We start from the raw sequence: 24,407 nt of genomic DNA, 5'->3' as shown, positions 1-24,407 counted from the left end.
TGTCGTGGTCGTGGCAGAAAAGAGGGCTGGCGGTCCGGGCTCAGGCCGTCCTAGGAATCGTCCTCGTCATCGCCATCACCGGTGAGGTCGCTGTCGACGTCCTCGAAGATGTCCATGAATTCCTCCATGGCGATGGTCTCCAGGCTTTTCCCCTGGCTGGCGTTCAGCTGCTCGATGGTTTCCCACAGAGCGTCCTGGACGTCCTCGAAGAGCACCGTGTGGTCCTCGAAGACGCGCACGATCTCTCCTGCGGCCTTCTGGACGACCGCGTTCAGCTCGCCTCCGCCCGCCGCCGCTTTCTCCCCGGCCATGTCGCCCAGGATGAGCGGCTTCGCGGCAGTGATCGTGGTGGCGTCGATACCGTCGCTGATGGATTCCATGGCCGGCCCGTCGTTCGGGTCGTCCTTGGCTATTTTGTCCAGGGCCGTCACGAAGGGCTCGATGTGTTCGCTGATGAACTTCTTCAGGAATTCGCTGTCAAGGACCGTGACTTCGGCCACGTCGTTCCCCTTTTCGTGACTGAGGGATGCCGGCTGCTGAGGGATGCCGGCTGCTGAGGGATGGCGGCTACTGAGGGACGGGCGGTCAAACGCCGGGCGCCGTCGGCCTCAGCTGTTCCGGACCGGGTCAGCGGGGCACGGAACAACTGAGGCCGACGGCGCCCGGTCGTTCATTCGCCGCTCCCGCCCGGCTCGACCCGCACTCCGTGCGCGGGGAACCCGACCCGTGCCGTCGCGCGCGGGGAAGGAGGGAGACGGCCGTCTCGCGCGGTCAGCGGCTGCCGATCCTGACGCCCTGCCACCGCTGGGTGCCGCTCTGCTCGCTGCGCCGGTAGTCGTCGGAGATATCGGTGAGCGCGATGGAGTGGTTGTTGAGCAGGGTCCTGATGTTGTCGACGGCCGCGTTCCATTTCGCCTGGACTTCGCCGTAGACGTCGCGGTCGTCACCGATCCAGGTGTTCTGGAGCTCGGACAGTTCCTGGTTCAGGGTTTCGATGGCGCTCGCGATGGCCTGCGACTGGGTCTGCATGTCCTCCACCGCGGCCTGGACCTGGGTGTAGTCGACGTAGATAAAGCCTTCGCTGTTGTTCATCGGAATCCTCGATTCGCCGCAGGTACGGGGGGCATGCGCCGACGGTCAGTGGGCGGGACCGTCGCTGGAGGGAAGGCTGCTGGGGAGGGACGACCTCAGGAACGAGGAATGCCCGCCTCGGACTGACCTGTGGTGGAGGTGGAGTTCGAGGACGAGAGGTCCGTCCCGTTGAGCTCGTCGAAGACGGCCGTGGACCTGGAGTACTCCGAGTCGATCGCCTCGTTCGAGGAACCCTGCACCAGACCCTGTTCCCTGAGGGTCTCGTTGAGCTCGTCGACCATCCTGTCCAGATTGATCAGGATGGTGTCGACATGCCCGTCCCACGTCTCCATCAACTGCTTGAACTTCCCGCCGTCCGCGCCCTGGTAGCTGTTGGCGAGGTTGCCCGCGGTGGACTGCACGTCGTGCTGGCGGCGCGAGATATCGCTGAACGCTGTCTCCAGCGCCATGATCCCGCCGCGCGTCGCCTGCTCTTCGGACTGCTGCATGGCCATCAGAGAACTCCCTTTCGGCGAAACTCACCGATCTGTGAGCCCCATATCCACCCGTGGGCAGACGAGGTGGTCCGCGAGCACGCACTGGTTCGCCGGAAACATGGGGGTGGCCCGATGCTAAGCAGGCGTCAACTTGTTTGGCAATTAACCACCGAGGCACGACGAAGGACCGAACTCCGGCCGAAAGACGCTCAGTTGAGCAGAGACATCGAATTCTCGCCGCTCACTTGAGCGGCGAGACACATCCGTCCGGACAGATCGGGTAATCCCCCTCTTTCTCCCGTGACAACGGAACACGCGGTCTTAACACAAGGTGACCGCGAAGAATCCAAGAATTTCCCTGCCGGAGGGCCGACAGCGGGGCGACTTTTCCCACATGCCCGCTATTCCTTCGGGCACCGCAGGGTCACCCGTGCCTCTCCCGAGGAGGCCGCCTCCGGGGTGAGGTCCGGGCCGCTCGGCAGCATGGCCAGCATCGGCGACGGCATCGTCCGCGCCTCGACGCCCTCGTACCCCAGCGCCTTCACACCGTCCTGGGAGAGCACCCGGTACTTCACTCCCTCGTCCGTGACCAGGTAGGTCGTGTCGCCCAGCACGCTGCCGCCCGCGCTCAACGCCCTGACCAGAGCGCCCTTTCCGGCTCGTACGGCGATGGCGTCGACCTTGAGACAGCCCGGTACGACCTCGGGGGCAGGTGACTGCGCGGCCCGGGGCAGAGCGCTCGCGGGCAGCACGGACGCGCCCACCCGTACACCACGCGCCGTGGAGTCGACGGCCGCGCACGCCACCGACTCGGCCGCGATGTCGACCGCTTTCGGCGGCCTCTCGGGCAGTTTCGCCGAGTTCGCCGCGAAGTCCCCGGAGCCCGGGGCGAGATGCTCGGTGAGCGCGTCGGCGCCGAGCGTCGCCACGGTCGCCGCGGCTCCCCCGTACGCCTTCTCGCGGGTCCTGGGGTCACCGAGCGTCAGCGCCGCGCCGGTGGCCGTGAGCGGGACCAGCCCCTCCTTGGTGAGCAGGTGGTAGCGGGACGCCGAGCCGGGTACGTCGACGCGGAAGACCTGCCCGACCCTCGTGTTCCGGCCCGCCAGCTCCGGCCCCGCGGCACCCCTGCCGGGCACGTCGGCCGGGGCCAGGTCCGGCCCCTGGGGCAGGGCGTCGAGGAAGGCGGCCGAGACGGGGCGAGGGGTGACGTCCCCGTACCCCAGGGCCTCGACCGCGTCCGCCCCCTTGTCCAGACGCAGCCGACTGCCCTGCCACACCAGGTACGTGGTGTCGTCCGGCCCGGCGACCAACAGGCCGTCGCCCTCGCCCAGTTGCCGCCCGCCCGGAACGTCCCGGGGCTCGTCCGCGCCGAGGGCGAGCGTGGTGGTCGCCGTGACGACACCCGTGGTCCTCGGCAGGACGCCGGAACACACCAGCCAGGGCTTGTCGTCCAGGTCACCGGTGCCCGGCAGCGCCTCGGGGCCGTCCGGGATGCCGATGGGCGCCCCGTGCGGTGTGCCGGCGAGCGAGGAGGTGCCGACCGTCGTGACACCGATGCCGCCTCCGGCGATCAGCTGCGCCGACGCGTAGTTGCGTACCGGGCGCAGCCGTCCGTCCAGGTACAGGTAGCGGGCACCGGTCTGCTTGTCCACGATGAGGTTCTGCGCGGTGCGCCAGGAGTCGTTCCCGCCGGGCTTGATGAGCCCGAAGACGAACGCCCCGGCGCACACGATCACGGCGATGACCACGCCTATCGCCGCGCCGCGGTTGGTTCTGCCCAGGGGGCTCTCCGGGTCGTCGGGCTCGGCCCGCAGCATGGCCGAGGCCAGCCTCCCCATGACGAAGAGGTGTGCCTGGACCTGGTCCCGTTTGCTGTGCATGGTCGCCGTTCTCCCGGATCAGCCGTTGATGCCGCGCAACATGCCGTAGACGCCCATCGACCAGAGGGTCAGCGGCAGCATGCTGATGGCGGCGAGCGAGTGCAGCAGTTCGGCCGCACGTCCCCAGTACGGCACCAGCCGCCGCCCCGGCACGGTCCAGGAGGCGATGGTGAGCGCGGCCGTCAGCACCAGCAGTCCGGCCGTCAGGGTCAGTCGGCCCTCCGGGTCCAGGGCGCGTGCCGCCGCGAACAGCAGCAGGACGGTGCCCCAGGCCCCGGCGGTGGTCAGCACGAGCCGCTGCAGGACGTTGCCCAGTCCCCTGCTGTGCAGCAGCAACAGCAGCGAGAGGGCCACCACGGTGAGGACCCGGGCGAGGTTCGGGTCGGCGACGAGCATCGCGAGGCAGGGCAGGCAGACCAGGCCGATGGCCGTGTAGAAGGCGGTCATCCAGCCGTCCGCCATCGTGGCGCGAACCTCGACGTCGGAGGCGGAGTAGGGGTCGATGCCCTGCTGCAACTGCTGGACGTTGGTGGGCAGCGGCGGCATGCGCATACCGGAGAGCCGGAACGACAGCGAGGGCACGAAACCGCCGAACAGCACCACCACGACGACGACGGCACCGGCCGCCTGTTCCGGCGTCAGTTCCAGGATGATCAGGGCGGCACCGAGCGCCCCCGCCACCGCGACGGACGCCGTGCCGAGGAACAGCGCCGGGTACATGCCGACCGCCGCCAGCGCGAGCACCGCTGCACCCCCCGCGGCGGCGGAGGCCGCCAACAGCCTCGCGCCCAGCACCGCATCGCCCCCGGCGCCGCTCAACTCCCCGCCGGGCAACAGCCAGCCCGCCAGCGCGAAGTACGGGGTGGCCATGAGGCCGAGCACCGAACCGGCTCCCGAGTCACCCACCGCACGGGCCGCGGAACCGGCCCCGGCCAGCAGCAGCAGCCCGGCGGCCGAGGCCACCAGCGCCCGCAGCCAGCCCGGCGAACCCGGCAGGGCCAGGAACACGATGCCCAGCGTGAGCGTGGCGACGGCCAGAGCGTGCAGCAGGCGCCTGCCGGCTTCCGGGCTCCAGCCGAACGGCCGCTGCTGCATGGTGGTGGATATGCCGTCGACCAGGTCGTCGAGGTGCACCTCGGGTAACGCCTCGGTGCGCGGCCGCAGATGAAGGGCCTCGCCGTCCCGCAGGCCGAGGGAGTCCAAGGTACTCTCTGGGTCGAGCGGTGGGCCGCCGAGGCGTTGCAGTACCCAACCGCCGTGCTCCAGGCCGGATTCCTCCAGGTCCTCGCCTCCGTAGCTGATCACAGTGGGCAGCAGATCGGCCACGGGGACGTCGGAGGGTACGGCCAGGTCGACGGTCCTGGCCGGGGCACGTACGGTGACGCGGCACAGGTTTGCCACCTGAATGTCAGTCATGGGCTTCGGGTTCACGCTTTCTGGCGGACCGCGGGATGCGCGGTGGCTGGAAGGTGGGAAGCGGCACGCCGGTCGATCACTGAACGTGACGGGAAGTCGGGCATGGTGCGCGCCGAGGAGACTGGCGGTCGACCGGTCCCCTTCGCAACACCGCTGAACAATACAGCCCTCCATACAGCCTCCGCCGAGCGCATTCGGGAAACGTTCTTCGGTCCGGAATATCAGCGGTGCAAAGGCCGTTCCGGACAACCGGGAAACGGTGAACACCGGCTGACGCCGTGCCGTCGCCACCGGAATTGTTCCGCCATCATCGAGGAGTCCATTTCGTGAGCGTGATCCTGTTCCGCAGGCCCGCACGCCGCAGAGGTCCGGAATTACCGTCGGGTGAACTGAGTCTTCAGGAACCGCCGACGCTTCCCGAAGTCGTGCCGGACACTTCCGCGGTATGGACATACCTGCCGATGGCGCTGATGTCCGTTTCCATGATGCTGATGTTCATGCGGCCCGGTATGGCGCGCTCCAGCGGTGGATTCATCTATATCGCGCTCGGCATGATGGTGGTCGCCTCGGCCGCGATGATGCTCGGTCAGGTCATGAAGCGCAACGCCGACCGCAAGCAGCGGCTGAAGGGCGAACGCCGCGACTATCTGCGCTATCTGCGGCAGACCCGGCGCAAGGTGCGGGCGTCCGTCGTCGACCAGCAGCGCGCCCTCTCCTGGCGCCACCCCGAGCCCGACGCGCTGTCCTCCTTCGTGCGCAGCACCCGGCTGTGGGAACGCCGCGCCTCCGACGAGGACTTCGCGGAGGTCCGGATGGGCGTCGGTGACCAGCGCATCGCGATGAAGCTGACCCCGCTGTCGACGAAACCCGTCGAGGACCTCGAACCGCTGTCCGCGCACGCGCTGCGCAGCTTCACCAAGGCCTACTCGACCGTACGCGACCAGCCCATCGCGATCTATCTGCGGGCCTGGTCGAAGGTGCTCTTCCGCGGGGACGAGGAGCGGACGCGCGCTCTGGTGCGCTCCCTGCTCGCCCAGTTGGCCACCTTCCACTCCCCCGAGGACCTGTGGATCGCGCTGTGCGTCTCGGACGAGCGGCGGGCCGAGTGGGAGTGGGCGAAGTGGCTCCCGCACAGCCTCCACCGGCACGAGGAGGACGGCGCGGGACCGGCCCGCATGATCACCTCGGCCTTCAACGAGCTGGAGGGGCTGCTCGGTGCCGAGTTCCACGAGCGTCCGGGCGCCGACCCCGAGGCGGTCCCGGGACGGGAGGAGCCCTACACGGTCATCGTGATCGACGGCTGCACCATGCCCTCCGGCCACCGCTTCGACGGATACGGGTTCCGCAACGCGGTGGTGCTCGACCTCACGGGCGCCCTGTCGTGGAAGCCCGGCCGCACCACCCTGCGCCTGGAGGTGGCCGAGGACAGCGTCGCGCTCGTACGGACCGACCGCGACCGCAAGGAGCAGTCGACCGTGCTCGGCAGGCCCGACCGGTTCGGCCCCGTGGGAGCGCTGGCGCTGGCCCGGCTGCTCGCGCCGTACCGGATGGGCGTGGGCGGCGACGACTCCAAGCCGCTCGCCACCGACGTCGAGCTGACCTCGCTGCTGAACATCCCGGATCTGCACCGGCACGAGCCCGCCACGCTCTGGCAGCAGGCCACGGGCAGCGCCCGGCTCCGGGTGCCCATCGCGGTCAGCGCCGACGGCAGGCCGGTGGAGCTGGACATCAAGGAGTCCGCGCAGGGCGGTACGGGCCCGCACGGCATGCTCATCGGCGCCACCGGCTCCGGCAAGAGCGAGCTGCTGCGGACGCTCGTACTCGCGCTCGCCCTCACCAACTCCTCGGAGACCCTGAACTTCGTCCTGGTCGACTTCAAGGGCGGCGCCACCTTCCTCGGCCTCGACGAGCTGCCGCACACCTCCGCGGTCATCACCAACCTCGCCGACGAGGTGGCCCTGGTCGCCCGTATGCAGGACGCCCTGCACGGTGAACTGATACGCCGTCAGGAACTGCTGCGGGCCGCCGGGAACTACACCTCCGCCCTGGAGTACGAGAAGGCCCGGCAGTCCGGTACGCCGCTGGAGCCGCTGCCCAGCCTGTTCGTCGTGGTCGACGAGTTCAGCGAACTGCTGTCCGCGCACCGAGACTTCATGGAGCTGTTCATCATGATCGGGCGGCTCGGCCGCTCGCTCGGGGTGCATCTGCTGCTCGCCTCGCAGCGGCTCGACGAGAGCCGTATGCACCAGCTGGAGAGCCATCTGTCGTACCGGATCGGGCTGCGCACCTTCTCCGCGATGGAGAGCCGTGGCGTGCTGGGCGTGCCGGACGCCTACGAGCTGCCCGCGCAGCCGGGCGCCGGTTTCCTCAAGAGCGGTGTCGACGCGCTGACCCGGTTCCGTGCCGCGTACGTCTCGGGCCCCTACCAGCGGCGCCGTGCCGTCGTCCAGGCGCAGGTGGCGCGTCAGGTGGTGCCGTGGACGGCGGAGTGGGTGGTGCCGCGGGCCCCCGCGGACCCGGATCTCACCGGGGCCGCCGAGGAGGAGCCGGAGGCGGAGGGCGAGGAGGAGAGCGGGGAGTCGCTGCTGGCGGTGGCGCTCGACCGGCTGCGTGGCTCGGGCCGGCCCGCCCACCAGGTCTGGCTGCCACCGCTCGACACCCCGCCCACCCTGGACCAGATCCTGCCGCCGCTGACGCCCGATCCGCGGTACGGCCTCACCACGGCCGACTGGCCGCAGCGGGGCCGGCTCACCGTCCCGGTGGGCATCGTGGACCGGCCGTTCGACCAGCTCCGCGATCTGCTGACGGTGGACCTGTCGGCGGCCGGCGGCCATGTCGGGATCGCCGGTGGCCCGCAGAGCGGCAAGAGCACCCTGCTGAGGACCCTCATCACCGCGCTCGCCCTCACCCACACCCCGCGTGAGGTGCAGTTCTACTGCCTGGACTTCGGCGGCGGCACCCTCGCCGCCCTCGACGGCCTGCCCCACATGAGCGGCGTGGCGGCCCGGGTGGACACCGAACGGGTGGGCCGGGTGATCGCCGAGGTCACCGGACTGCTCAGCCGACGGGAACGGTTCTTCCTGGAGAACGGCATCGACTCCATGCCCACGTACCGCAAACGGCGGGCGGCGGGCGAGTTCCCCGACGAGCCGCACGGCGACGTCTTCCTGGTCGTCGACGGCTGGTCCACCGTGCGCCAGGACTTCGACCGCCACATCCCCACGTTCAACGCGCTGGCCGCGCGCGGACTCAACTACGGCGTCCACCTCATGGTGACCACGGCCCGGTGGGTGGAGCTGTCGTCGTCCGTACGCGACCAGACCGGGACCCGCCTTGAGCTGCGGATGGGAGACGCGATGGACTCCCAGATCGACTCCCGCAAGGCGGCGACCGTGCCGCGCAGCCCCGGCCGGGGCCTGACCGCCGACAAGCTGCACTACCTCTCGGCTCTGCCGCGCGTCGACGGCGTGGAGGACGCCGACGACCTCGCCGACGGCGTCGCCGGTCTCGTCGCCGCGATCGACGAGAACTGGACGGGACCGGCCGCGCCCCGCGTGCGCATGCTGCCGACCAGCCTGTCCGTCGACGAGCTCCCCGACGCCGGGGGCGACCTCGGCCTGCGGGTCGCCATCGGCCTGGACGAGAACGACATCGCCCCGGTGTGGCACGACTTCACCGAGAACCCGCACCTGGTCGTGGTGGGCGACACCGAATGCGGCAAGACCAACCTGCTTAAGGTGATCGCCAAGGGCATCACCGAGCGGTACACCCCCGCTGAGGCCCGCATCATGACCGTGGACTACCGGCGGGAGCTGGTGGAGAGCATCCCCGAGCCGTACCGGCTCGGCCACGCCGTGTCCTTGGACATGCTGAAGGAACTCGTGGACGGAGCGGCCAGGGCCGTCAGGCAGCGGGTTCCCGGGGAGGACATCGCCCCGTCACGGATGAGGCAGGCCGACTGGTGGAAGGGCCCGCGGCTGTTCATCCTGGTCGACGACTACGACATGGTGGGCAGCGGTCCCATGACGCAGCCGTTCAGCCCGCTGCTCGACCATCTCGCGCTCGGCCACGAGGTCGGTCTCCACATGATCGTGGCCCGCTCCTCCGCCGGAGCCGGCCGCGCCCTCAACGAGCCCCTGCTGCGCAGACTCCAGGAGGTGAACACCCCCGGCCTCCTGATGTCCTGCCCCCCGAGCGAGGGCTACCTGTTCGGCAACGTGAAGGGCCGCGAACTGATCCCCGGCCGGGCCGTCCGAATCGCCCGCCGCAAGACGCTACAGATCCAGACACCACGGCTGGGGGCCGACGACTGATGCCTCACACAGCCGCGAGAGGCCCGCGCCCCGAAGGGGGCGCAGGCCCGTTTGGGGGCGCAGGCCCGTTTGGGGGCGCAGGCCCGTTTGGGGGCGCAGGCCCGTTTGGGGGCGCGGGGAACTGCGCGACAAGCCACGACGAGCCCGCAGCAACACAACAACGCCAGCCAGGCAGACGCCGCGCCCACCCAGCCGAACCGCGCCCCAAAAGGGGCGCAAGCCCCTCCAGGGGCGCAAGCCCCTCCAGGGGCGCAAGCCCCTCCAGGGGCGCAAGCCCCTCCAGGGGCGCAAGCCCCTCCAGGGGCGCAAGGAACTGCGCGACAAGCCACGACGAGCCCGCAGCCACCCACCGACAGGAACCCGGCAGACGAGTAGCCGCACCCACCCGCCGGAGGCCAGGCGCGGGGAACTGCGCGACAAGCCACAACGAACCCGCAGCAACACAACGACACCAGCCAGGCAGACGCCGCGCCCACACTCGGACACCCCGCTCACTGCCCCCGGGCGGAGCCCCCCGGCAGCCAGTTCCTCGCCCTGCCACGAGGAAGCACCGCGGCCATCGCTCCGACAAGCAGGACCACCGCCAGACCCCCGCCCGCGATCGCCAGAGCCCGGTTACGGGGACCGGGGTCGGCGGCCTCCGGCAGGTGGGCGGGCTCGGGCCGCCCGGGCGTGGCCTCGGCCTCTTCCGGGACGACGGACAGAGCAGCGTAGGGGTCGAGCCGGGGCGTGTCCGACGGATAGCTGGTCGCGAGCAGCCGCCCGGCCACCTCCGCCGCGGTCATCTCGGGCCGGTACGCCCGTACGAGTGCGGCGGCCCCGGCCGTACCGGCCGCCGCCAGCGAGGCGCCGGAGCCGATGTAGTGCCCGGAGCCCCGCGGCCCGACGCTGACCATGGAGCTGCCGGGCGCCGACAGGTCCGGCTCGTACGCGGGCGGAGCCTTCTCCTGCCGGACGCCGTTGCGCCCGAAGTCCACGACGGCCAGCACGCCCGGCGCGGCGGCGGGCCAGTACGGCCCCTCGGGCATCTCCCCGTCGGGCCCGAGTTCCTCACGCGGCACGGCGTCCGGAGCCGCGGGGGCGACCACGAGCGCGTCACGCCGCGTGGCGTGGGCGACGGCAGCGGTCAGCTCCGCCTTCCCGGTCCGCAGGGCGTGGCCGACATAGATGACCTGCGCGCCCCGGTCCGCCGCCGTACGAATACCGAGGGCGACGCGCTCGGCGGAGGGCACACCGCGGTCGTCGGCCCCCCGCAGCGCGACGATCTCGGCCTCCGGAGCGATCCCCGTGACACCGCTGCCCTTCTGGGGCGCGGCGGCGATCAGCCCCGCGGCGAAGGTGCCGTGCCCCACACAGTCCTCACCGGCACCGTCGAGGGCCGTCACCCGCCCGGACAGGCTGGGCACGCCCGAGGAGACACCCGTGTCCACCACGGCGACGGTCACCCCGGCACCCCGGGAGATCCGCTGGGCCCACGACAGCCCGAGAGCCGTCTGCGACCACGCCGCTCCGGTGGCCGTCGCCTCCGAGGCGCCGGTGCACGGGCTGTCCTCGCCGAGGCGCACCGGCAGCGGAGGCAGTCGCGTGGTGCCCGGGTCGTCCGCGGCCGGAACAGCGGCCGGAACTGCGGCCGGAACGACCGACCTTCCCCCCTGCACGGCGTGGGCGGGCACACCGGTGACCGGCATGAAGGCGGCAACAGCCACCACAAGGCACGCATACCTGTATTTCATGACACCTCGCATCATACCTATGATATGCGCATGACACAGGTTCCCGTCGGTACAGAGCAGGGCCCAAGTCGCAGAAATACCAAGGAGGTTCGAGGCGCGTGGCACGGCACATACTCACGGTCAGCCCGGAACGCACGGACAGTTTCCAGACGATCGGTGAGGCACTGGCCCAGGCACGCACCGGCGCGGTGATCCGGGTACACCCCGGGCGCTACCCCGAGAACCTCGTCGTCAGGAACCGGGTGACGATCGTCGCCGAGGGCGAGCCGGGAGCCGTCGAGATCAGCCCCCGCGCCGGCAGCGCCGTCAGCCTCATGGCCGACGCCGTCATGCTCAGCGGCCTCACCCTGCGCGGACGCGACAAGGAACTCGCCGTCGTGGACGTACCCGCGGGCCAGGCGGCCCTCGACGGCTGCACCGTCACCGGAGCGGGATGGACGGCGTTACTGGTCCGCGGCAAGGGCTCGCTGGCCGCCCGCGACTGCCGGATCAGCAACCCCGGCGGCGCCGGACTCGTCGACTCCTCGGAGGCCGAGAGCGTCGTCGAGGACTGCGTGTTCGAGAACTTCGGCACCTCCGCCGTGGTCATCGGCGAAACGGCCGCCCCCCTCATCCGCGACTGCCGGATACGCGGCGCACGGGCCAACGGCGTCCTCGCAAGCGGCGAAGCCAGAGGCACCGTGGACGGCTGCGACATCTCCGGCACCGACAAACCCGCCATCGCCCTGGAAGGCCACAGCTCGACCCGGATCCTCAGGACCACCGTCCACCACACCTCGGTGGGACTGCTGGTGAGCAGCGTCTCCCGGCCCGAGATCGAGGAAACCACCTTCGAGTCCATCACCCAGACCGCGATCGTCATCTCCAGCGGGGCCGACCCACTGCTGCGCCACTGCGTCACCCGGCGCACCAAGAACAGCGGACTCCTCGTCCTCGACCGCTCCCGCGGAACCCTGGAGGACTGCGCCTTCCACACCTCCACCGAGCCCGCCATCCGGGTCGTCGAGGGCAGCTCCCCACTGCTCCGGGACACCGTCGTCAGCGACTGCGCCGACGCCTCGGCCGCGGTACTGCTGGCAGACGACTCCGCCGCCGAGTTCGACCGCCTCGACGTACTGGACGCGACCGGGGTCGGCATCTCCGTACGCTCCGCCAACCCTCTCCTGCGCCGCACCCGGGTCATCGGAGCGGGCGGACACGGCATCCAGATCACCGACGACGGCCGCGGCCGCCTGGAACACTGCGAGATCGAGTCCGCGGGCGGCTGCGGCCTGAGCATCGACGACGACGCGGACCCCGAGGTCACCGACACCGTGCTGCGTTCCTCCTCCGGGTCGGGCGTCCTCATCGGCGAGCACGGGCGGGGAACCCTGCGGGACTGCGAGATCATCGACAGCGCCGACGCGGGTGTGAGCGTCCAGGACAACGGCGAGGTCACCCTCGACCGGGTGCGCGTGAGCGGCTCCAAGGCCCACGGAATCCAGGTGGCGCACGGCGGCCGAGCCTCCCTCACCACCTGCGAGGTCACCGGCAGCACCGGCGACGGCATCCGAATCGACAGCACCGACCCCGTCACCGTCACCCGCTGCGTCGTACGCGACAACCGGGGAGCCGGACTCAGGCAGAGCCGCTCCGGCGACCGGCTCTCGGTCGAGTTCCTCACCAGCGCGGACAACGGCACGGCGGACCGCTGGGGCGAGAACGCCGAGCCCACCGGCGAGAACGGCACACCCGGCCACGCCACGAAGACACCCGAACCGGAGAGCCCGCTGGCCGAGTTGGAAGCGCTCATCGGCCTGGACAACGTCAAACACCAGGTCAACACCCTGGTCAACCTCAACCAGCTCGCGGAACGCCGCCGCCGTCTCGGCATGCCGGTCCCATCGATGAGCCGGCACCTGATCTTCGCCGGACCACCCGGCACCGGCAAGACCACCGTCGCCCGCCTCTACGGATCCATCCTGGCGGACCTGGGTGTGCTGCGCTCCGGACACCTGGTCGAGGTCGCACGCGCCGACCTGGTGGCCCAGATCATCGGCGGTACGGCCATCAAGACCACCGAGGCCTTCACCAGCGCACTCGGAGGCGTGCTGTTCATCGACGAGGCCTACACCCTCACCCCCGAAGGAGGCGCCTCCAACGACTTCGGACGCGAAGCCGTCGACACCCTCCTCAAACTCATGGAGGACCACCGCGACGACGTGGTCGTGGTGGCGGCCGGATACTCCGAGCAGATGGAGTCGTTCCTGTCCGCCAACCCCGGCCTCGCCTCCCGCTTCACCCGCACCATCGAGTTCGGCAACTACGCCGTGGACGAGCTGGTGACCATCACCGAGAGCATGTGCGTCAAGCACCAGTACGAGCTCGGGCCGCTGACCCGCGAGGCACTCGCCGTACGCTTCGAGGGCATGACACGCGACGCCTCCTTCGGCAACGGCCGCGCGGCCCGCGGAGTGTTCGAGGAAATGGTGGACCGGCAGGCGTTCCGGCTGGCGTCCATGCCGGACCCCGGCGAGAACGACCTCACCCTGCTGCTGCCGCAAGACGTCGGCGAGGCCGAGTCCGCGGCCGTAGGCGGAACGTCACAGCACACGGGCGACACCGCCGACGCCACCGACCCGATGACCGAACTCACGGCCATGGTGGGCCTCGGGGCCGTGAAACGGGAGGTCACCGACCTGGTCAACCTGCTGTCCAACGCCCGGCAGCGGCTCGCGGCCGGGCTGCCCGCCCCCAGGATCAGCAACCACCTGGTCTTCACCGGACCCCCCGGCACCGGCAAGACCACCGTGGCCCGGCTGTACGCCAAACTCCTCCACTCGCTGGGAGTCCTGCCCCGCCCCACCCTCGTCGAGGTGGCCCGCGCCGACCTGGTCGGCCAGTACATCGGCCACACCGCCCAGCGCACGAAAGAAGTCTTCACCAGCGCGCTGGGAGGCGTGCTGTTCATCGACGAGGCCTACACCCTCACCCCCGAGGGAGGCGCCGCCAACGACTTCGGACGCGAAGCCGTCGACACCCTCCTCAAACTCATGGAGGACCACCGCGACGAGGTCGTGGTCATCGTCGCCGGATACACCGAGGAGATGGAGCACTTCCTCACCTCCAACCCCGGACTGTCCTCCCGGTTCTCCAAATACGTGCAGTTCGAGGACTACAGCACCGACGAACTCGTCACCATCGTCACCCGGCACGCCACCACCTCCGGCTACGAGTGCGGGGACGACACCCTCACGGCGCTACGGGCCCACGTGGACGCGATCCCCCGGGACCGCTCCTTCGGCAACGCCCGGCTCGCGCGCCGACTGCTGGAGACCATGATGACCAACCAGGCCCGCCGCCTCGGCGGACTCCCGTCACCCACCCTCGCCGACCTCACAACGCTGCTCCCGGAGGACCTGCCGCCCACGGACCGACCGGCACAGCAACAAGCCACCCTGTGAGAAGGGCGTCGAGCCACCCTCTGGAAGGAGACCGTCCGCCGGCAGCCACGCGCCGGCGGGCGCCTCACCCCTCAGCGCGCGCCGCCGCCCCGATCCCGTCCCGCCGAGCGCCCCGCCATCGCTCACCCGGGCTCACCCGGCCGCTTCCACGACCTTCGCACCCCTCGCCCGCGACACGTCATCCGCACCCTCGTCCACACCCTCGTCCCCCAGGAGACGGCGCGCGGTCGTCGCGTCCGTGACGACCCCGGTGAGGAGGCCCGACCTCACGACCGCGCGGATCGCCCCGGCGTTCCGCTCACCACCCGAGACGCCGATCACCTCCGGAACACGGCGGAGTTCGGCGGCGCTGATGGCGATCGTACGAGCGTTCAGCCTCATCGGAACCGCCTGGCCCGCCGCGTCGAAGAGCTGACCGGCCACCTCGGCGCACGCTCCGGACGCCCGGTACATCTCGCGCTCCTGATCGGTCAGCGCCTCGTACACCGGCGAGCGATCCGCCTCCCACGCACGGACACCGACCACCGCCTTGGTCACCCGGCCGAAACGGTCCAGCGTCCCGGCGATGGCCGGCTGGCTTCTGAGGATGGACGCCGTCTGCGCGTTCGGCAGAGCGAAGGGCGCGTACAGGGGAAACGCCCGGCCACCGCCCGCCTCGGCGGTACGGCGGACCGCGGCGACCACGGTGTCATTGGCCAGGTCCTGCCCGTGCACTCCGGTCAGCTGGACCACGTCACAGGAAGGCAGCCGGGCGACCGCCTCACTGAGCGCCTCCACCGAACGGCTTCCGTCCAGCCCGAGGACGTCGTCCCCTTCGATGATCTCCGAAATCAGCTGCGCCGCCGCCGTTCCGAGCCAGCGGCTGACCTGCTGCGCGTCCCCCACGGCCGGTACGCCACCCTCGCCCGAGGTCAGGTTGACGACGACAGCGTGCCGCAGTCCGAAGCGTTCGGTCAGGGCCTGAGAGAGCGGTACGTCGATCTCGGCCGGGACGGTGATGTCGATCCGCACGATGTCGTGGGCCAGCGCGGCGTCGAGGAGGCGGGCCACTTTGAAGCGGCTGATGTTGAACGCCTTGGCGATGTCGACCTTCGACTGGTTCTCCAGGTAGAAGCGTCTGGCGACGGCGGCGGCGAGGAGTTTGTCGATCGGCGCGGGGGAAGGATCAGTCTCGCGGGACTCGCTCATGTCGTCCGGATACGGGCTCATAAGCCGGTCCCGGTCGGACCGAGCAGCGGACAGCGGGGGCCGCGGACCCCACGGACACAGAGTCTCTCCACCCGTAAGGAGTGCCCCCGTAAAGAGTGCCGTCGAGTTCGCGCACCCGGCGCTCCGTCAGTTGTCAACACCTGGCTCCTTTCCACACTCACACCTCCCCCCACGGCCTGGATGACCAGGTCGGACCACGGACGGAACACGTCACCGCAATCCGGTCAACTCCAGTCCCACGGTCATCAGTTCAAGGCTACGTACTCAACAAGACGAGCGCGGCGCAGGGGCGGTTCAGCCACCCAACACCCCCTTTCAGTCATGTACACGCCCATAACGCGACATGTTCACGCCCGACACATGAGGCGCACACGCCGCCGGATCAAACTCCCCTGCGGAACGACTCGCCCGGAAACCGCCACAGAAGGAGCTCCTGTGCCGAACCACAGCCGAGTCACACGCCGCCTGAGCCTCAAGACCGCACTCGCCACCACGGCCCTCCTGCCCCTCGCCCCCACAGCACTCCCCGCGAGGCCCGCCACCGCAGCGGAACGCCCCAGCCACCCCCTGAACGTCACGTCCTTCAACCTGCGCTACGCGAGCACCACCGAACCCAACAGCTGGGCCGCCCGCCGACCGGTCATGCGCACACTGCTGCGCCAGGAGAAACCCCACGTCATCGGCACCCAGGAAGGCCTCTACCAACAGCTCCTCGACATCGAGGCCGACCTCGGACCGCACTACCGCTGGATCGGCACCGGACGCGCCGGCGGCAGCCGCGACGAGTACATGGCGGTCTTCTACGACACCCGCCGACTCGCACCCCTCGAGTACGACCACTTCTGGCTGTCCGACACCCCGAACGTGGTCGGATCGAACACCTGGGGCGGCGGCTCCATCCGCATGGTCACCTGGGTACGCTTCCGCGACCTGCACGACGGCGACAGACAGTTCTACGTCCTGAACACCCACCTGGACAACGCCAGCCAGAACGCACGCGCCCGCGCCGCGACCCTGATCACCCAACGGATCACGGGCCTGGACCGCGCCCTCCCCCTCATCATCACCGGCGACTTCAACGTCGCGGCCCACGGAAACCCGGTCTGCGACACGATGCTGGGAGCCGGCCTCACCGACACCTGGGACACGGCGACCGACCGCAGCGAGCTCTACGCCACCTTCCACGGCTACCGCCCCCTGACCCCAGGCGGCGACCGCATCGACTGGATCCTGACCACACCGGGCATCACGACCCACCGCGCGTCGATCAACACCTTCTCCGCGAACGGGCAGTACCCCAGCGACCACCTACCCGTACAGGCCGCACTGACCCTGGGCTGACTCCGACCTCGCCCCCGTAACAAGCCGCCGCCCCCGTGACCAACCGGATCACGGGGGCGGCGCAGCACTTCACAGAGCCCCCTGTCGGATTCGAACCGACGACCTTCGCTTTACAAGAGCGGCGCTCTGACCAGCTGAGCTAAGGAGGCCCGTGCACGGGTGCGCAGAGGTGCTCACGCATGCACGCCCGTGCAGTGTACCCACGTCGCGGCCGACCCCCGTCGAAAATTTCCGCGAAGTTCACAGGGCCCGGACTACTGACAGACCAGGTGAACGCCAGGTACCGTCCTGACCCAGTTCACACGTGTGGACTACACCACCGCGGAGGCGTACATAGCTGTCGCGGCGGATCACCACCTTCCTACAACGGATCGTCCGGCACGTTCCTGCCGGTAGAAGGGGGCCTACGACCCATGGCCACTGTCTCGTTCGACAAGGCGACCCGGATCTACCCGGGCACCGAGAAGCCCGCTGTGGACGGGCTCGACATCCACATCGAGGACGGGGAGTTCCTCGTTCTGGTCGGTCCGTCCGGCTGTGGAAAGTCCACCTCGCTCCGGATGCTCGCCGGGCTCGAGGACGTGAACGGCGGCGCCATCCGCATCGGTGACCGCGACGTCACGCACCTGCCGCCGAAGGACCGGGACATCGCCATGGTGTTCCAGAACTACGCGCTGTACCCGCACATGACCGTCGCCGACAACATGGGCTTCGCGCTCAAGATCGCCGGTGTGCCGAAGGCCGAGATCCGTCAGAAGGTCGAGGACGCGGCCAAGATCCTGGACCTCACCGACTACCTGGCCCGTAAGCCGAAGGCCCTCTCCGGTGGTCAGCGCCAGCGTGTCGCGATGGGTCGCGCCATCGTGCGTGAGCCGCAGGTGTTCCTCATGGACGAGCCGCTGTCGAACCTCGACGCCAAGCTCCGTGTCTCGACCCGTACGCAGATCGCGTCGCTGCAGCGCCGCCTCGGCATCACCACCGTCTACGTCACCCACGACCAGGTCGAGGCCATGACGATGGGCGACCGCGTGGCCGTGCTCAAGGACGGTCTGCTCCAGCAGGTCGACACCCCGCGCAACATGTACGACCGCCCGGCGAACCTCTTCGTGGCCGGCTTCATCGGCTCCCCGGCGATGAACCTGGTCGAGGTCCCGATCACCGACGGCGGCGTGAAGTTCGGCAACTCGGTCGTCCCGGTGGACCGTGAGGCGCTCTCCGCCGCCACCGACAAGACCGTCACCGTCGGTGTCCGCCCCGAGCACTTCGACGTGGCCGGCTCCGACTCGGACCAGGGTCTCGCGGTCACCGTGAACGTGGTCGAGGAGCTCGGCGCCGACGCGTACGTCTACGGCACCGCGAAGGTCGGCGGCGACGACTCGAAGGACCTCGTCGTCCGCGTCAGCGGCCGTGACGTCCCGGAGAAGGGCAGCACGCTGCACATCGTCCCGCGCTCCGGCGAGACGCACGTGTTCTCGACCTCCACGGGCGAGCGCCTGTCCGACTGACGCACACCCACGCAGGTTGACGAAGAGGGCCCCGCGGACCACCACGGGGCCCTCTTCGCTGCTCGCGGGCACTCCGGCAAAACCGGTTGTTTTCGAGCGATGTGCGTCAACCCCTACCCAGAAACACGCACTCTCACATCCCCCGAACCGGTGACCAAGTGTCGCCAAACAACTACCCCGCGCTACCCTCGCTCGCGTGAAGCACACCACTACCCAACGGACCCAGCGCGGCCCGGGCCCCGCCCGCCGGATCGGCCGCAGTCTCGCTCTCGTCCTCCCCGTCGTCCTGGTGCTCTCCGGGACCCTGGCGGTCACCCGGGTCAACTGGTCCGGGAGCTCGTCCTCGGACTCGGTACTCGCCGCCGCCGAAGCCCCCTCGGGCACCAAGGCCCGCACCAAGACCCGCGCCGCGCACGAGGTGCTGCGCGACAAGCTGCTGCTGGAGCTCCAGGAGCGGGACCCGGGAGTCGCCCTCACCCACCTCCAGCAGGCCGTGAACGACCGGCCGTCGCTGTCCCGCCACTGCACGTCGATCGCCCGCGCCCTGGGCCGCGCGGCCGTCAGGGTGTACGGCCCGTCCCGCGCCCAGTCGTACGCCCGCCCGGTCTGCGACACGTCCTTCGCGTCCGGCGTGCTGACCCAGCACGGCTGAGCGCCCGCAGCGACCGCCCGTCCCCGACCCGGGCGGTGACCGCCGCGCAACCGATCCCCAGGGTCGTGCTCCCGCGAACGGGGCGCCACGTACAGTTCCGGTCATGACCGATCCGAACGCCGCGTCGCGCCCCGTTCAAGCCGTCGTCCTGGCCGGTGGCCAGGGTTCCCGGCTGCGCCCGTACACCGACGACCGGCCCAAGCCGATGGTCGAGATCCCCGGTACGGGCACCCCGATCATCGGCCATCAGTTCAACTGGCTCGCCGAGGAGGGCGTGACCGACGTAGTCGTCTCCTGCGGCCATCTCGCCGACGTGCTGGAGAAGTGGCTGGAGTCGGCCGATCTGCCCGTCCGCGTCACCACGGTCGTCGAGACGGAGCCCCTCGGCCGCGGCGGCGGCCTCAAGTACGCCGCGTCCCATCTCCCCCACCCCGACCAGCCGTGGTACGCGACGAACGGCGACATCTGGACCCGTTTCTCGCTCCGCGACATGGCGGACTTCCACACCGAGCGCGACGCGGTCGCCACGCTCGCCCTCTTCCGCCCGCGCATCCCGTGGGGCGCCGTGAAGACGGACGGCTTCGGCCGCGTCACGGACTTCATCGAGGCCCCGCCGACGACGTACGAGATCAACGCGGGCGTCTACGTCTTCTCCCCCGAGTTCGCCTCCCTGCTCCCCGAGCGCGGCGACCACGAGCGCACCACGTTCCCGCGCCTGGCCCGTGAGCGCCGCCTGGCCGGGTTCTCGATCCCGCACGGCGCGTACTGGCGCGCCATCGACGTACACGCTCTCGTACGAGCCGCCGGTCGTTACCCGAGGAGGCCGCCCACGAGTCCGTCCCGGCTTCCGTCGGAGCCGCCTCCGCCGGAGCTCGAACCGCTCGAACCGCCCGTGGAGGCGCCGCCGGACGCGCCGCCGCTGGAGGTCGGGCCCGTGGTGGTGCTGGGGGCCTGCCGGCCGGGGGACGTCTGCTGGGGCGGGACCTGACCGGCCGTGCCCTGGGTCTGGCTGGGCCGGCCGCCGGTGACGGCACCCGTGTCGCGGGTCGCGCCCGGGCTGCTCGCACCCTGCGAGGGGCTGGCCGAAGTGGCACCCTGCGTGGGCGAGTTGGTGGACGACGGGGTGCGCTTCTTGCGCTTGGCGGGCTCCTCGGGGAGCGGTGAGCCGGGCAGTTCGTTGCGCGGGGCGTCACCCGGGCCGGGGACGACGACGCGGTCGGCGTCCCGGACGGCGCCGCCGAGCACCGAGCCGACGAGCAGGGTGAGTCCGACGACGACGGTGGTGAGCAGGGCGCTGCGGCGCAGCACGTAGCGCCGCAGTTCCCAGATCTCCGCGCGCGGGCCGAGTCGGCGCCAGGCGTTGCCGGCGAGGCGGCCGTCGGCGGAGTAGACGGGTGCGCCGGCGATGATCAGGGGGGACCAGGCGGCGAGGTAGATGATGTCGGGGGTCTCGTAGGCGGGGACGGTTTTCCAGCTGACGGTGACGAGCAGCGCGGCCGACAGCAGGGCGCCGAAGACGGCGGCGACGCGCTGCCACAGGCCGAGGACCGTGAGGACGCCCACGGCGACCTGGGCGAAGGCGATGACGAGGCCGGCGCCGACGGGGTGTTCCAGGCCGAACTGGCGTAGCGGCTCGGCGACTTCCCACGGGTGCAGCGTGTTGAGCCACTTCACCATGGAGCCGCGCTTGCCGCCGTCGAAGTAGTGCGGGTCGCAGAGCTTGCCCATGCCGGCGTAGATGGTGATGCAGCCGAGGAAGACCCGCAACGGCAGCAGGACCACGCCGAGGTTCATCCGGCGGCCGGGGTAATAGGCGTGCCGCAGCGGCTCGTTGCCGTGGCGCCTGGCCCGGGTGCGTCCGTCGGCGTCCTCGTACGGTTCGTCGAACTCCTCGTCCGCGTAGCCGGATTCGCCGTAACCGGATTCGGCGTAACCGGATTCGCCGTAACCGGCGTCCCTGTACGCGGGTTCGTCGTACGCGCTGCCCGTGCCGCGCATGGTGGGCAGGATGCGGGCGCCGGCCGGGGCGTGGTCGCTGTGGCTGCGCTGGGCGCCGACGACAGGGGTCTCGACGGTCAGGTCGCCGTCGTGACCACCGTGACCACCGTGTCCGCCGTGACCGCCGTGACCGCCATGGCCACCGTGCCCGCCATGACCGCCGTGTCCTGTGCCGTAGCGGCCGGCCTCGGTGGCGTATCCGGGCCCTGAGGGGTATCCGCCGGGCTGGTCGACGCGTGGGATGACCTGGGTCGCGCCGGCGTCGCCCACCGGGTCGGCCGCGTGGTGGTGCACGCTCGTGTTCCGCACGGCCTGCAGCAGCCGGTGGGCGCCGGTGTCGTCGGGTGCGGACTTCCCGCTCCAGACGACGGGCGCCCGGCGGCGGGTGCCGGCAGCCGCGCCTGCCCGGCCCGCCGCGCCCATGGCAGGGATGCGCGCGGTGTCCTCGGTGGCGCTCGAGTACCGTGCGATCCGCGGGGACTGGGCCCGCGGCGCGGCGCCCAACTGCACGCGGAAACTCGCGTGATTGACGATGATCTGCGCCGGATCGCTCGGCACCTTCACCATGCTCAGCGCGGGAGCGTCGTCGAATCCAGACGAGCGGTCCCCCGTGGGTGTGCGGGGTGTTCTGGTGTCCACACTCATCTAACCGAGTGACGTGACGTTAGGACACTGCCTTGACCGCCCCGATCTGTCCGGACAGCATCAAGATCATCCCGAACGCCCCGAACACCGCGAACACCCCGTGAGCCCCGCTCTCACGCGCGCCGGCGAGCCGCCTCGTACAGCACAACTCCCGCCGCCACACCGGCATTCAGCGACTCCGCACCGCCGGGCATCGGAATCCGTACCCGGAAGTCGCAGGTTTCGCCGACGAGGCGGGACAGGCCCTTGCCCTCGCTGCCGACGACGATGACGACGGGGCCTTCGAGGGCCTCCAGTTGGTCGACCTCGGCCTCGCCGTCGGCGGCGAGGCCGACGACCACGATCCCGGCCTTCTTGTACGCCTCCAGGGCGCGCGTCAGGTTGGTGGCGCGCGCGACGGGCGTACGGGCGGCCGTACCGGCGGACGTCTTCCACGCACCGGCGGTCATACCGGCCGCGCGCCGCTCGGGCACCACCACGCCGTGCCCGCCGAACGCGGCGACGGACCGTACGACTGCGCCCAGGTTGCGCGGGTCGGTCACCCCGTCGAGGGCGACAATCAGCGGGTCCTCGCCCTCGTCGTACGCGGCGGCCGCGAGGTCCTCGGGGTGCGCGTACTCGTACGGCGGGACCTGGAGGACGAGGCCCTGGTGGTTGAGGCCGTTCGTCATGCGGTCGAGCTCGGGACGGGGGGCTTCCATGAGGTTGATGCCGCCGCGGTCGGCGGCGAGCTGGAGCGCCTCGCGGACCCGCTCGTCGTTGTCGATGAACTGCTGGACGTACAGCGTGGACGCGGGCACGCCCTCGCGCAGCGCCTCGACGACGGGGTTGCGGCCGACGACCAGTTCGGAGGACGACTTGCCGCCCCGGCCCTTGGGCTGCGGCCGCCCCTGCGTCGCCCGCCGCACCTTGGCGTTCGCGGCGCGCTGCTTGGCGTGGCCCTTGCGCATCTCGGCGGGCGGGGTCGGGCCCTTGCCCTCCAGCCCGCGGCGCCGCTGGCCGCCACTGCCGACCTGCGCGCCCTTCTTGCCGGACATGCGGCGGTTGTTTGCGGCCATGACCTACCTGTCTTCGTGAGCGTTCGTTCGCACGTACGTCTTGGTTCGTACGTGCGTCTTAGGCAGTGTGCCGCCCGGAGAGCCGGGCGGCACAATCGATCAAGAGGCGTTCAAGGTCAGCGGGGGCCTCAGCGGGGACCGAGGGACCAGCGCGGCCCCTGCGGGCTGTCCTCGATGACCAGACCGGACTGGTTGAGCTGGTCCCGGATGGCGTCCGCGGTCGCCCAGTCCTTACGGGCGCGGGCCGCCTCACGCTGGTCGAGCACGAGCCGTACGAGGCTGTCGACGACCCCGTGCAGGTCCTCGCCCCGGTCGCCCTCGCCCGCCCACTGCGGGTCGAGCGGGTCGAGGCCGAGGACGCCGAGCATCGCGCGGACCTCGGCGAGCCGCTCCACGGCGGCTTCCTTGTCGTCCGCGGCGAGGGCGGAGTTGCCCTGGCGGACGGTGGTGTGCACGACCGCGAGCGCCTGCGGCACCCCGAGGTCGTCGTCCATGGCCTCGGCGAAGGCGGGCGGCACCTCGGCCGACGGCTCGACGACCCCGCCGGCCTTCTCCATGACCCGCTGTACGAAGCCCTCGATACGGGCGAAGGCCGACTCCGCCTCGCGCAGGGAGTCCTCGCTGTACTCGATCATCGAGCGGTAGTGCGGCGTACCGAGGTAGTACCGCAGGACGATCGGCCGCCAGTGCTTGACCATTTCGCTCACGAGCACCGAGTTGCCGAGGGACTTCGACATCTTCTCGCCGCTCATGGTGACCCACGCGTTGTGCACCCAGTACCGGGCGAACTCGTCGCCGAAGGCCTTGGCCTGGGCGATCTCGTTCTCGTGGTGGGGGAAGATCAGGTCGAGCCCGCCGCCGTGGATGTCGAACTCCCGGCCCAGGTACTTGTGGGCCATGGCGGAGCACTCCAGGTGCCAGCCCGGCCGCCCGCGGCCCCACGGCGTCTCCCAGGTCGGCTCACCGGGCTTGGCGGTCTTCCACATGGCGAAGTCGCGGGGGTCCCGCTTGCCGGTCTCGCCCTCGCCGGAGGGCTGCAGCAGGTTCTCCAACTCCTGGTTGGACAGCTGCAGGTACTCGGGGAAGGACTTCACGTCGAAGTACACGTTCCCGTCGGCCTCGTAGGCGTGTCCGCGCTCGATGAGCCCGCGCATCATCTCGACCATCTCGGTCACGTGGCCCGTCGCGCGCGGCTCGTACGTGGGCGGCAGGCATCCCAGTACTTGGTACCCGTCGTTGAACGCGCGCTCGTTCTCGTACCCGATCGACCACCACGGGCGGCCCTGGTCCGCGGACTTGGTGATGATCTTGTCGTCGATGTCGGTCACGTTCCGGATGAACGTCACGTCGTAGCCGCGGTAGGCGAACCAGCGGCGCATGATGTCGAAGTTGAGGCCCGAGCGGATGTGCCCGATGTGCGGTGCGGCCTGCACGGTGGCGCCGCAGAGGTAGATCGAGACACAACCCGGCCTGAGCGGGGCGAAGTCACGGATCTGCCGGGCGCTGGTGTCGTACAGGCGAATGGTCACCACTCCAGGGTAGTGGGCGCGGGCCAGTGCACAGCGACTAATGACACGAGGGCCACGCATTCGTGACATGTGTGGTTCCTCGCCCCGGGGCTCCGCCCCCAGACCCTGGGGTGGGGG

At 70.4% G+C, this 24,407-nt stretch carries 15 protein-coding genes, 1 tRNA gene and 1 pseudogene; 6 read left to right on the top strand and 11 right to left on the bottom strand.

The annotated features are described in order from the left end of the window. Positions 1–50: 50 nt before the first annotated feature. The 5 genes from FNH08_RS11840 to eccD form a co-directional block, all read right to left on the bottom strand. Positions 51–500, bottom strand: coding sequence for a type VII secretion system-associated protein (locus FNH08_RS11840; protein ID WP_152771423.1), 450 nt, complete (start codon positions 498–500; stop codon positions 51–53). A gap of 271 nt (positions 501–771) precedes the next feature. Further along, on the bottom strand, positions 772–1,092 hold the full coding sequence (locus FNH08_RS11835; protein ID WP_152771422.1) for a WXG100 family type VII secretion target: 321 nt from the start codon (positions 1,090–1,092) through the stop codon (positions 772–774). A gap of 95 nt (positions 1,093–1,187) precedes the next feature. Next, the gene (locus tag FNH08_RS11830; protein ID WP_228034053.1) at positions 1,188–1,586 is read right to left on the bottom strand and encodes a hypothetical protein; all 399 of its coding nucleotides are present in this window, start codon (positions 1,584–1,586) and stop codon (positions 1,188–1,190) included. A gap of 383 nt (positions 1,587–1,969) precedes the next feature. Continuing rightward, a complete protein-coding gene (eccB, locus tag FNH08_RS11825) occupies positions 1,970–3,448 on the bottom strand; it encodes a type VII secretion protein EccB (RefSeq protein ID WP_152771421.1) in 1,479 nt (492 codons plus the stop codon). Positions 3,449–3,466: 18 nt separating this feature from the next. Next, positions 3,467–4,864, bottom strand: a complete 1,398-nt coding sequence (gene eccD, locus FNH08_RS11820) for a type VII secretion integral membrane protein EccD (RefSeq protein WP_152771420.1) — start codon at positions 4,862–4,864, stop codon at positions 3,467–3,469. Positions 4,865–5,190: 326 nt separating this feature from the next. On the opposite strand from eccD, the gene eccCa reads away from it, so the two are divergent. Further along, the gene (gene eccCa / locus FNH08_RS11815) at positions 5,191–9,177 is read left to right on the top strand and encodes a type VII secretion protein EccCa (RefSeq protein WP_322724283.1); all 3,987 of its coding nucleotides are present in this window, start codon (positions 5,191–5,193) and stop codon (positions 9,175–9,177) included. Between the two features lie 491 nt (positions 9,178–9,668). Here eccCa and FNH08_RS11805 read toward each other — a convergent pair whose 3' ends face one another. Then, positions 9,669–10,910 (bottom strand): S8 family serine peptidase, encoded by a 1,242-nt coding sequence (locus tag FNH08_RS11805; RefSeq protein WP_228034052.1) that lies wholly within the window; start codon positions 10,908–10,910, stop codon positions 9,669–9,671. Between the two features lie 98 nt (positions 10,911–11,008). Between FNH08_RS11805 and FNH08_RS11800 the strand changes: the two genes are divergently transcribed. After that, entirely contained in the window at positions 11,009–14,353 is a 3,345-nt protein-coding gene (locus FNH08_RS11800; protein ID WP_322724282.1) for a right-handed parallel beta-helix repeat-containing protein, read from the top strand. Between the two features lie 132 nt (positions 14,354–14,485). Here the strand turns inward: FNH08_RS11800 and FNH08_RS11795 are convergent, their stop codons facing one another. Continuing rightward, on the bottom strand, positions 14,486–15,541 hold the full coding sequence (locus FNH08_RS11795; protein ID WP_152771418.1) for a sugar-binding transcriptional regulator: 1,056 nt from the start codon (positions 15,539–15,541) through the stop codon (positions 14,486–14,488). A gap of 456 nt (positions 15,542–15,997) precedes the next feature. On the opposite strand from FNH08_RS11795, the gene FNH08_RS11790 reads away from it, so the two are divergent. Further along, on the top strand, positions 15,998–16,903 hold the full coding sequence (locus FNH08_RS11790) for an endonuclease/exonuclease/phosphatase family protein (RefSeq protein ID WP_322724281.1): 906 nt from the start codon (positions 15,998–16,000) through the stop codon (positions 16,901–16,903). Positions 16,904–16,978: 75 nt separating this feature from the next. Here FNH08_RS11790 and FNH08_RS11785 read toward each other — a convergent pair. Beyond that, a tRNA-Thr gene (locus FNH08_RS11785) sits at positions 16,979–17,052 on the bottom strand. Positions 17,053–17,316: 264 nt separating this feature from the next. On the opposite strand from FNH08_RS11785, the gene FNH08_RS11780 reads away from it, so the two are divergent. The 3 genes and pseudogenes from FNH08_RS11780 to FNH08_RS11770 all read left to right on the top strand — a co-directional run. Further along, entirely contained in the window at positions 17,317–18,408 is a 1,092-nt protein-coding gene (locus FNH08_RS11780; protein WP_152771416.1) for an ABC transporter ATP-binding protein, read from the top strand. Between the two features lie 196 nt (positions 18,409–18,604). Continuing rightward, positions 18,605–19,060, top strand: a complete 456-nt coding sequence (locus FNH08_RS11775; protein ID WP_322724280.1) for a hypothetical protein — start codon at positions 18,605–18,607, stop codon at positions 19,058–19,060. 103 nt (positions 19,061–19,163) lie between these two features. After that, positions 19,164–19,841 (top strand): annotated as a pseudogene (locus FNH08_RS11770) (nucleotidyltransferase family protein); the annotation flags it as partial. 29 nt (positions 19,842–19,870) lie between these two features. Here the strand turns inward: FNH08_RS11770 and FNH08_RS11765 are convergent. The 3 genes from FNH08_RS11765 to cysS all read right to left on the bottom strand — a co-directional run bounded on the left by FNH08_RS11765 (position 19,871) and on the right by cysS (position 24,290). Continuing rightward, positions 19,871–21,703 (bottom strand): DoxX family protein, encoded by a 1,833-nt coding sequence (locus FNH08_RS11765; RefSeq protein ID WP_152771415.1) that lies wholly within the window; start codon positions 21,701–21,703, stop codon positions 19,871–19,873. 113 nt (positions 21,704–21,816) lie between these two features. Beyond that, entirely contained in the window at positions 21,817–22,761 is a 945-nt protein-coding gene (rlmB, locus tag FNH08_RS11760) for a 23S rRNA (guanosine(2251)-2'-O)-methyltransferase RlmB (protein ID WP_152771414.1), read from the bottom strand. Positions 22,762–22,889: 128 nt separating this feature from the next. Next, entirely contained in the window at positions 22,890–24,290 is a 1,401-nt protein-coding gene (cysS, locus tag FNH08_RS11755; RefSeq protein ID WP_322724279.1) for a cysteine--tRNA ligase, read from the bottom strand. Positions 24,291–24,407 lie beyond the last annotated feature (117 nt).

The organism is Streptomyces spongiae, assembly GCF_009377185.1.
GTDB classification, from domain to species: domain Bacteria; phylum Actinomycetota; class Actinomycetes; order Streptomycetales; family Streptomycetaceae; genus Streptomyces; species Streptomyces spongiae.
The sequence above is the reverse complement of the archived record's forward strand: the minus strand, read 5'-3'. Positions and strand labels throughout refer to the sequence as shown.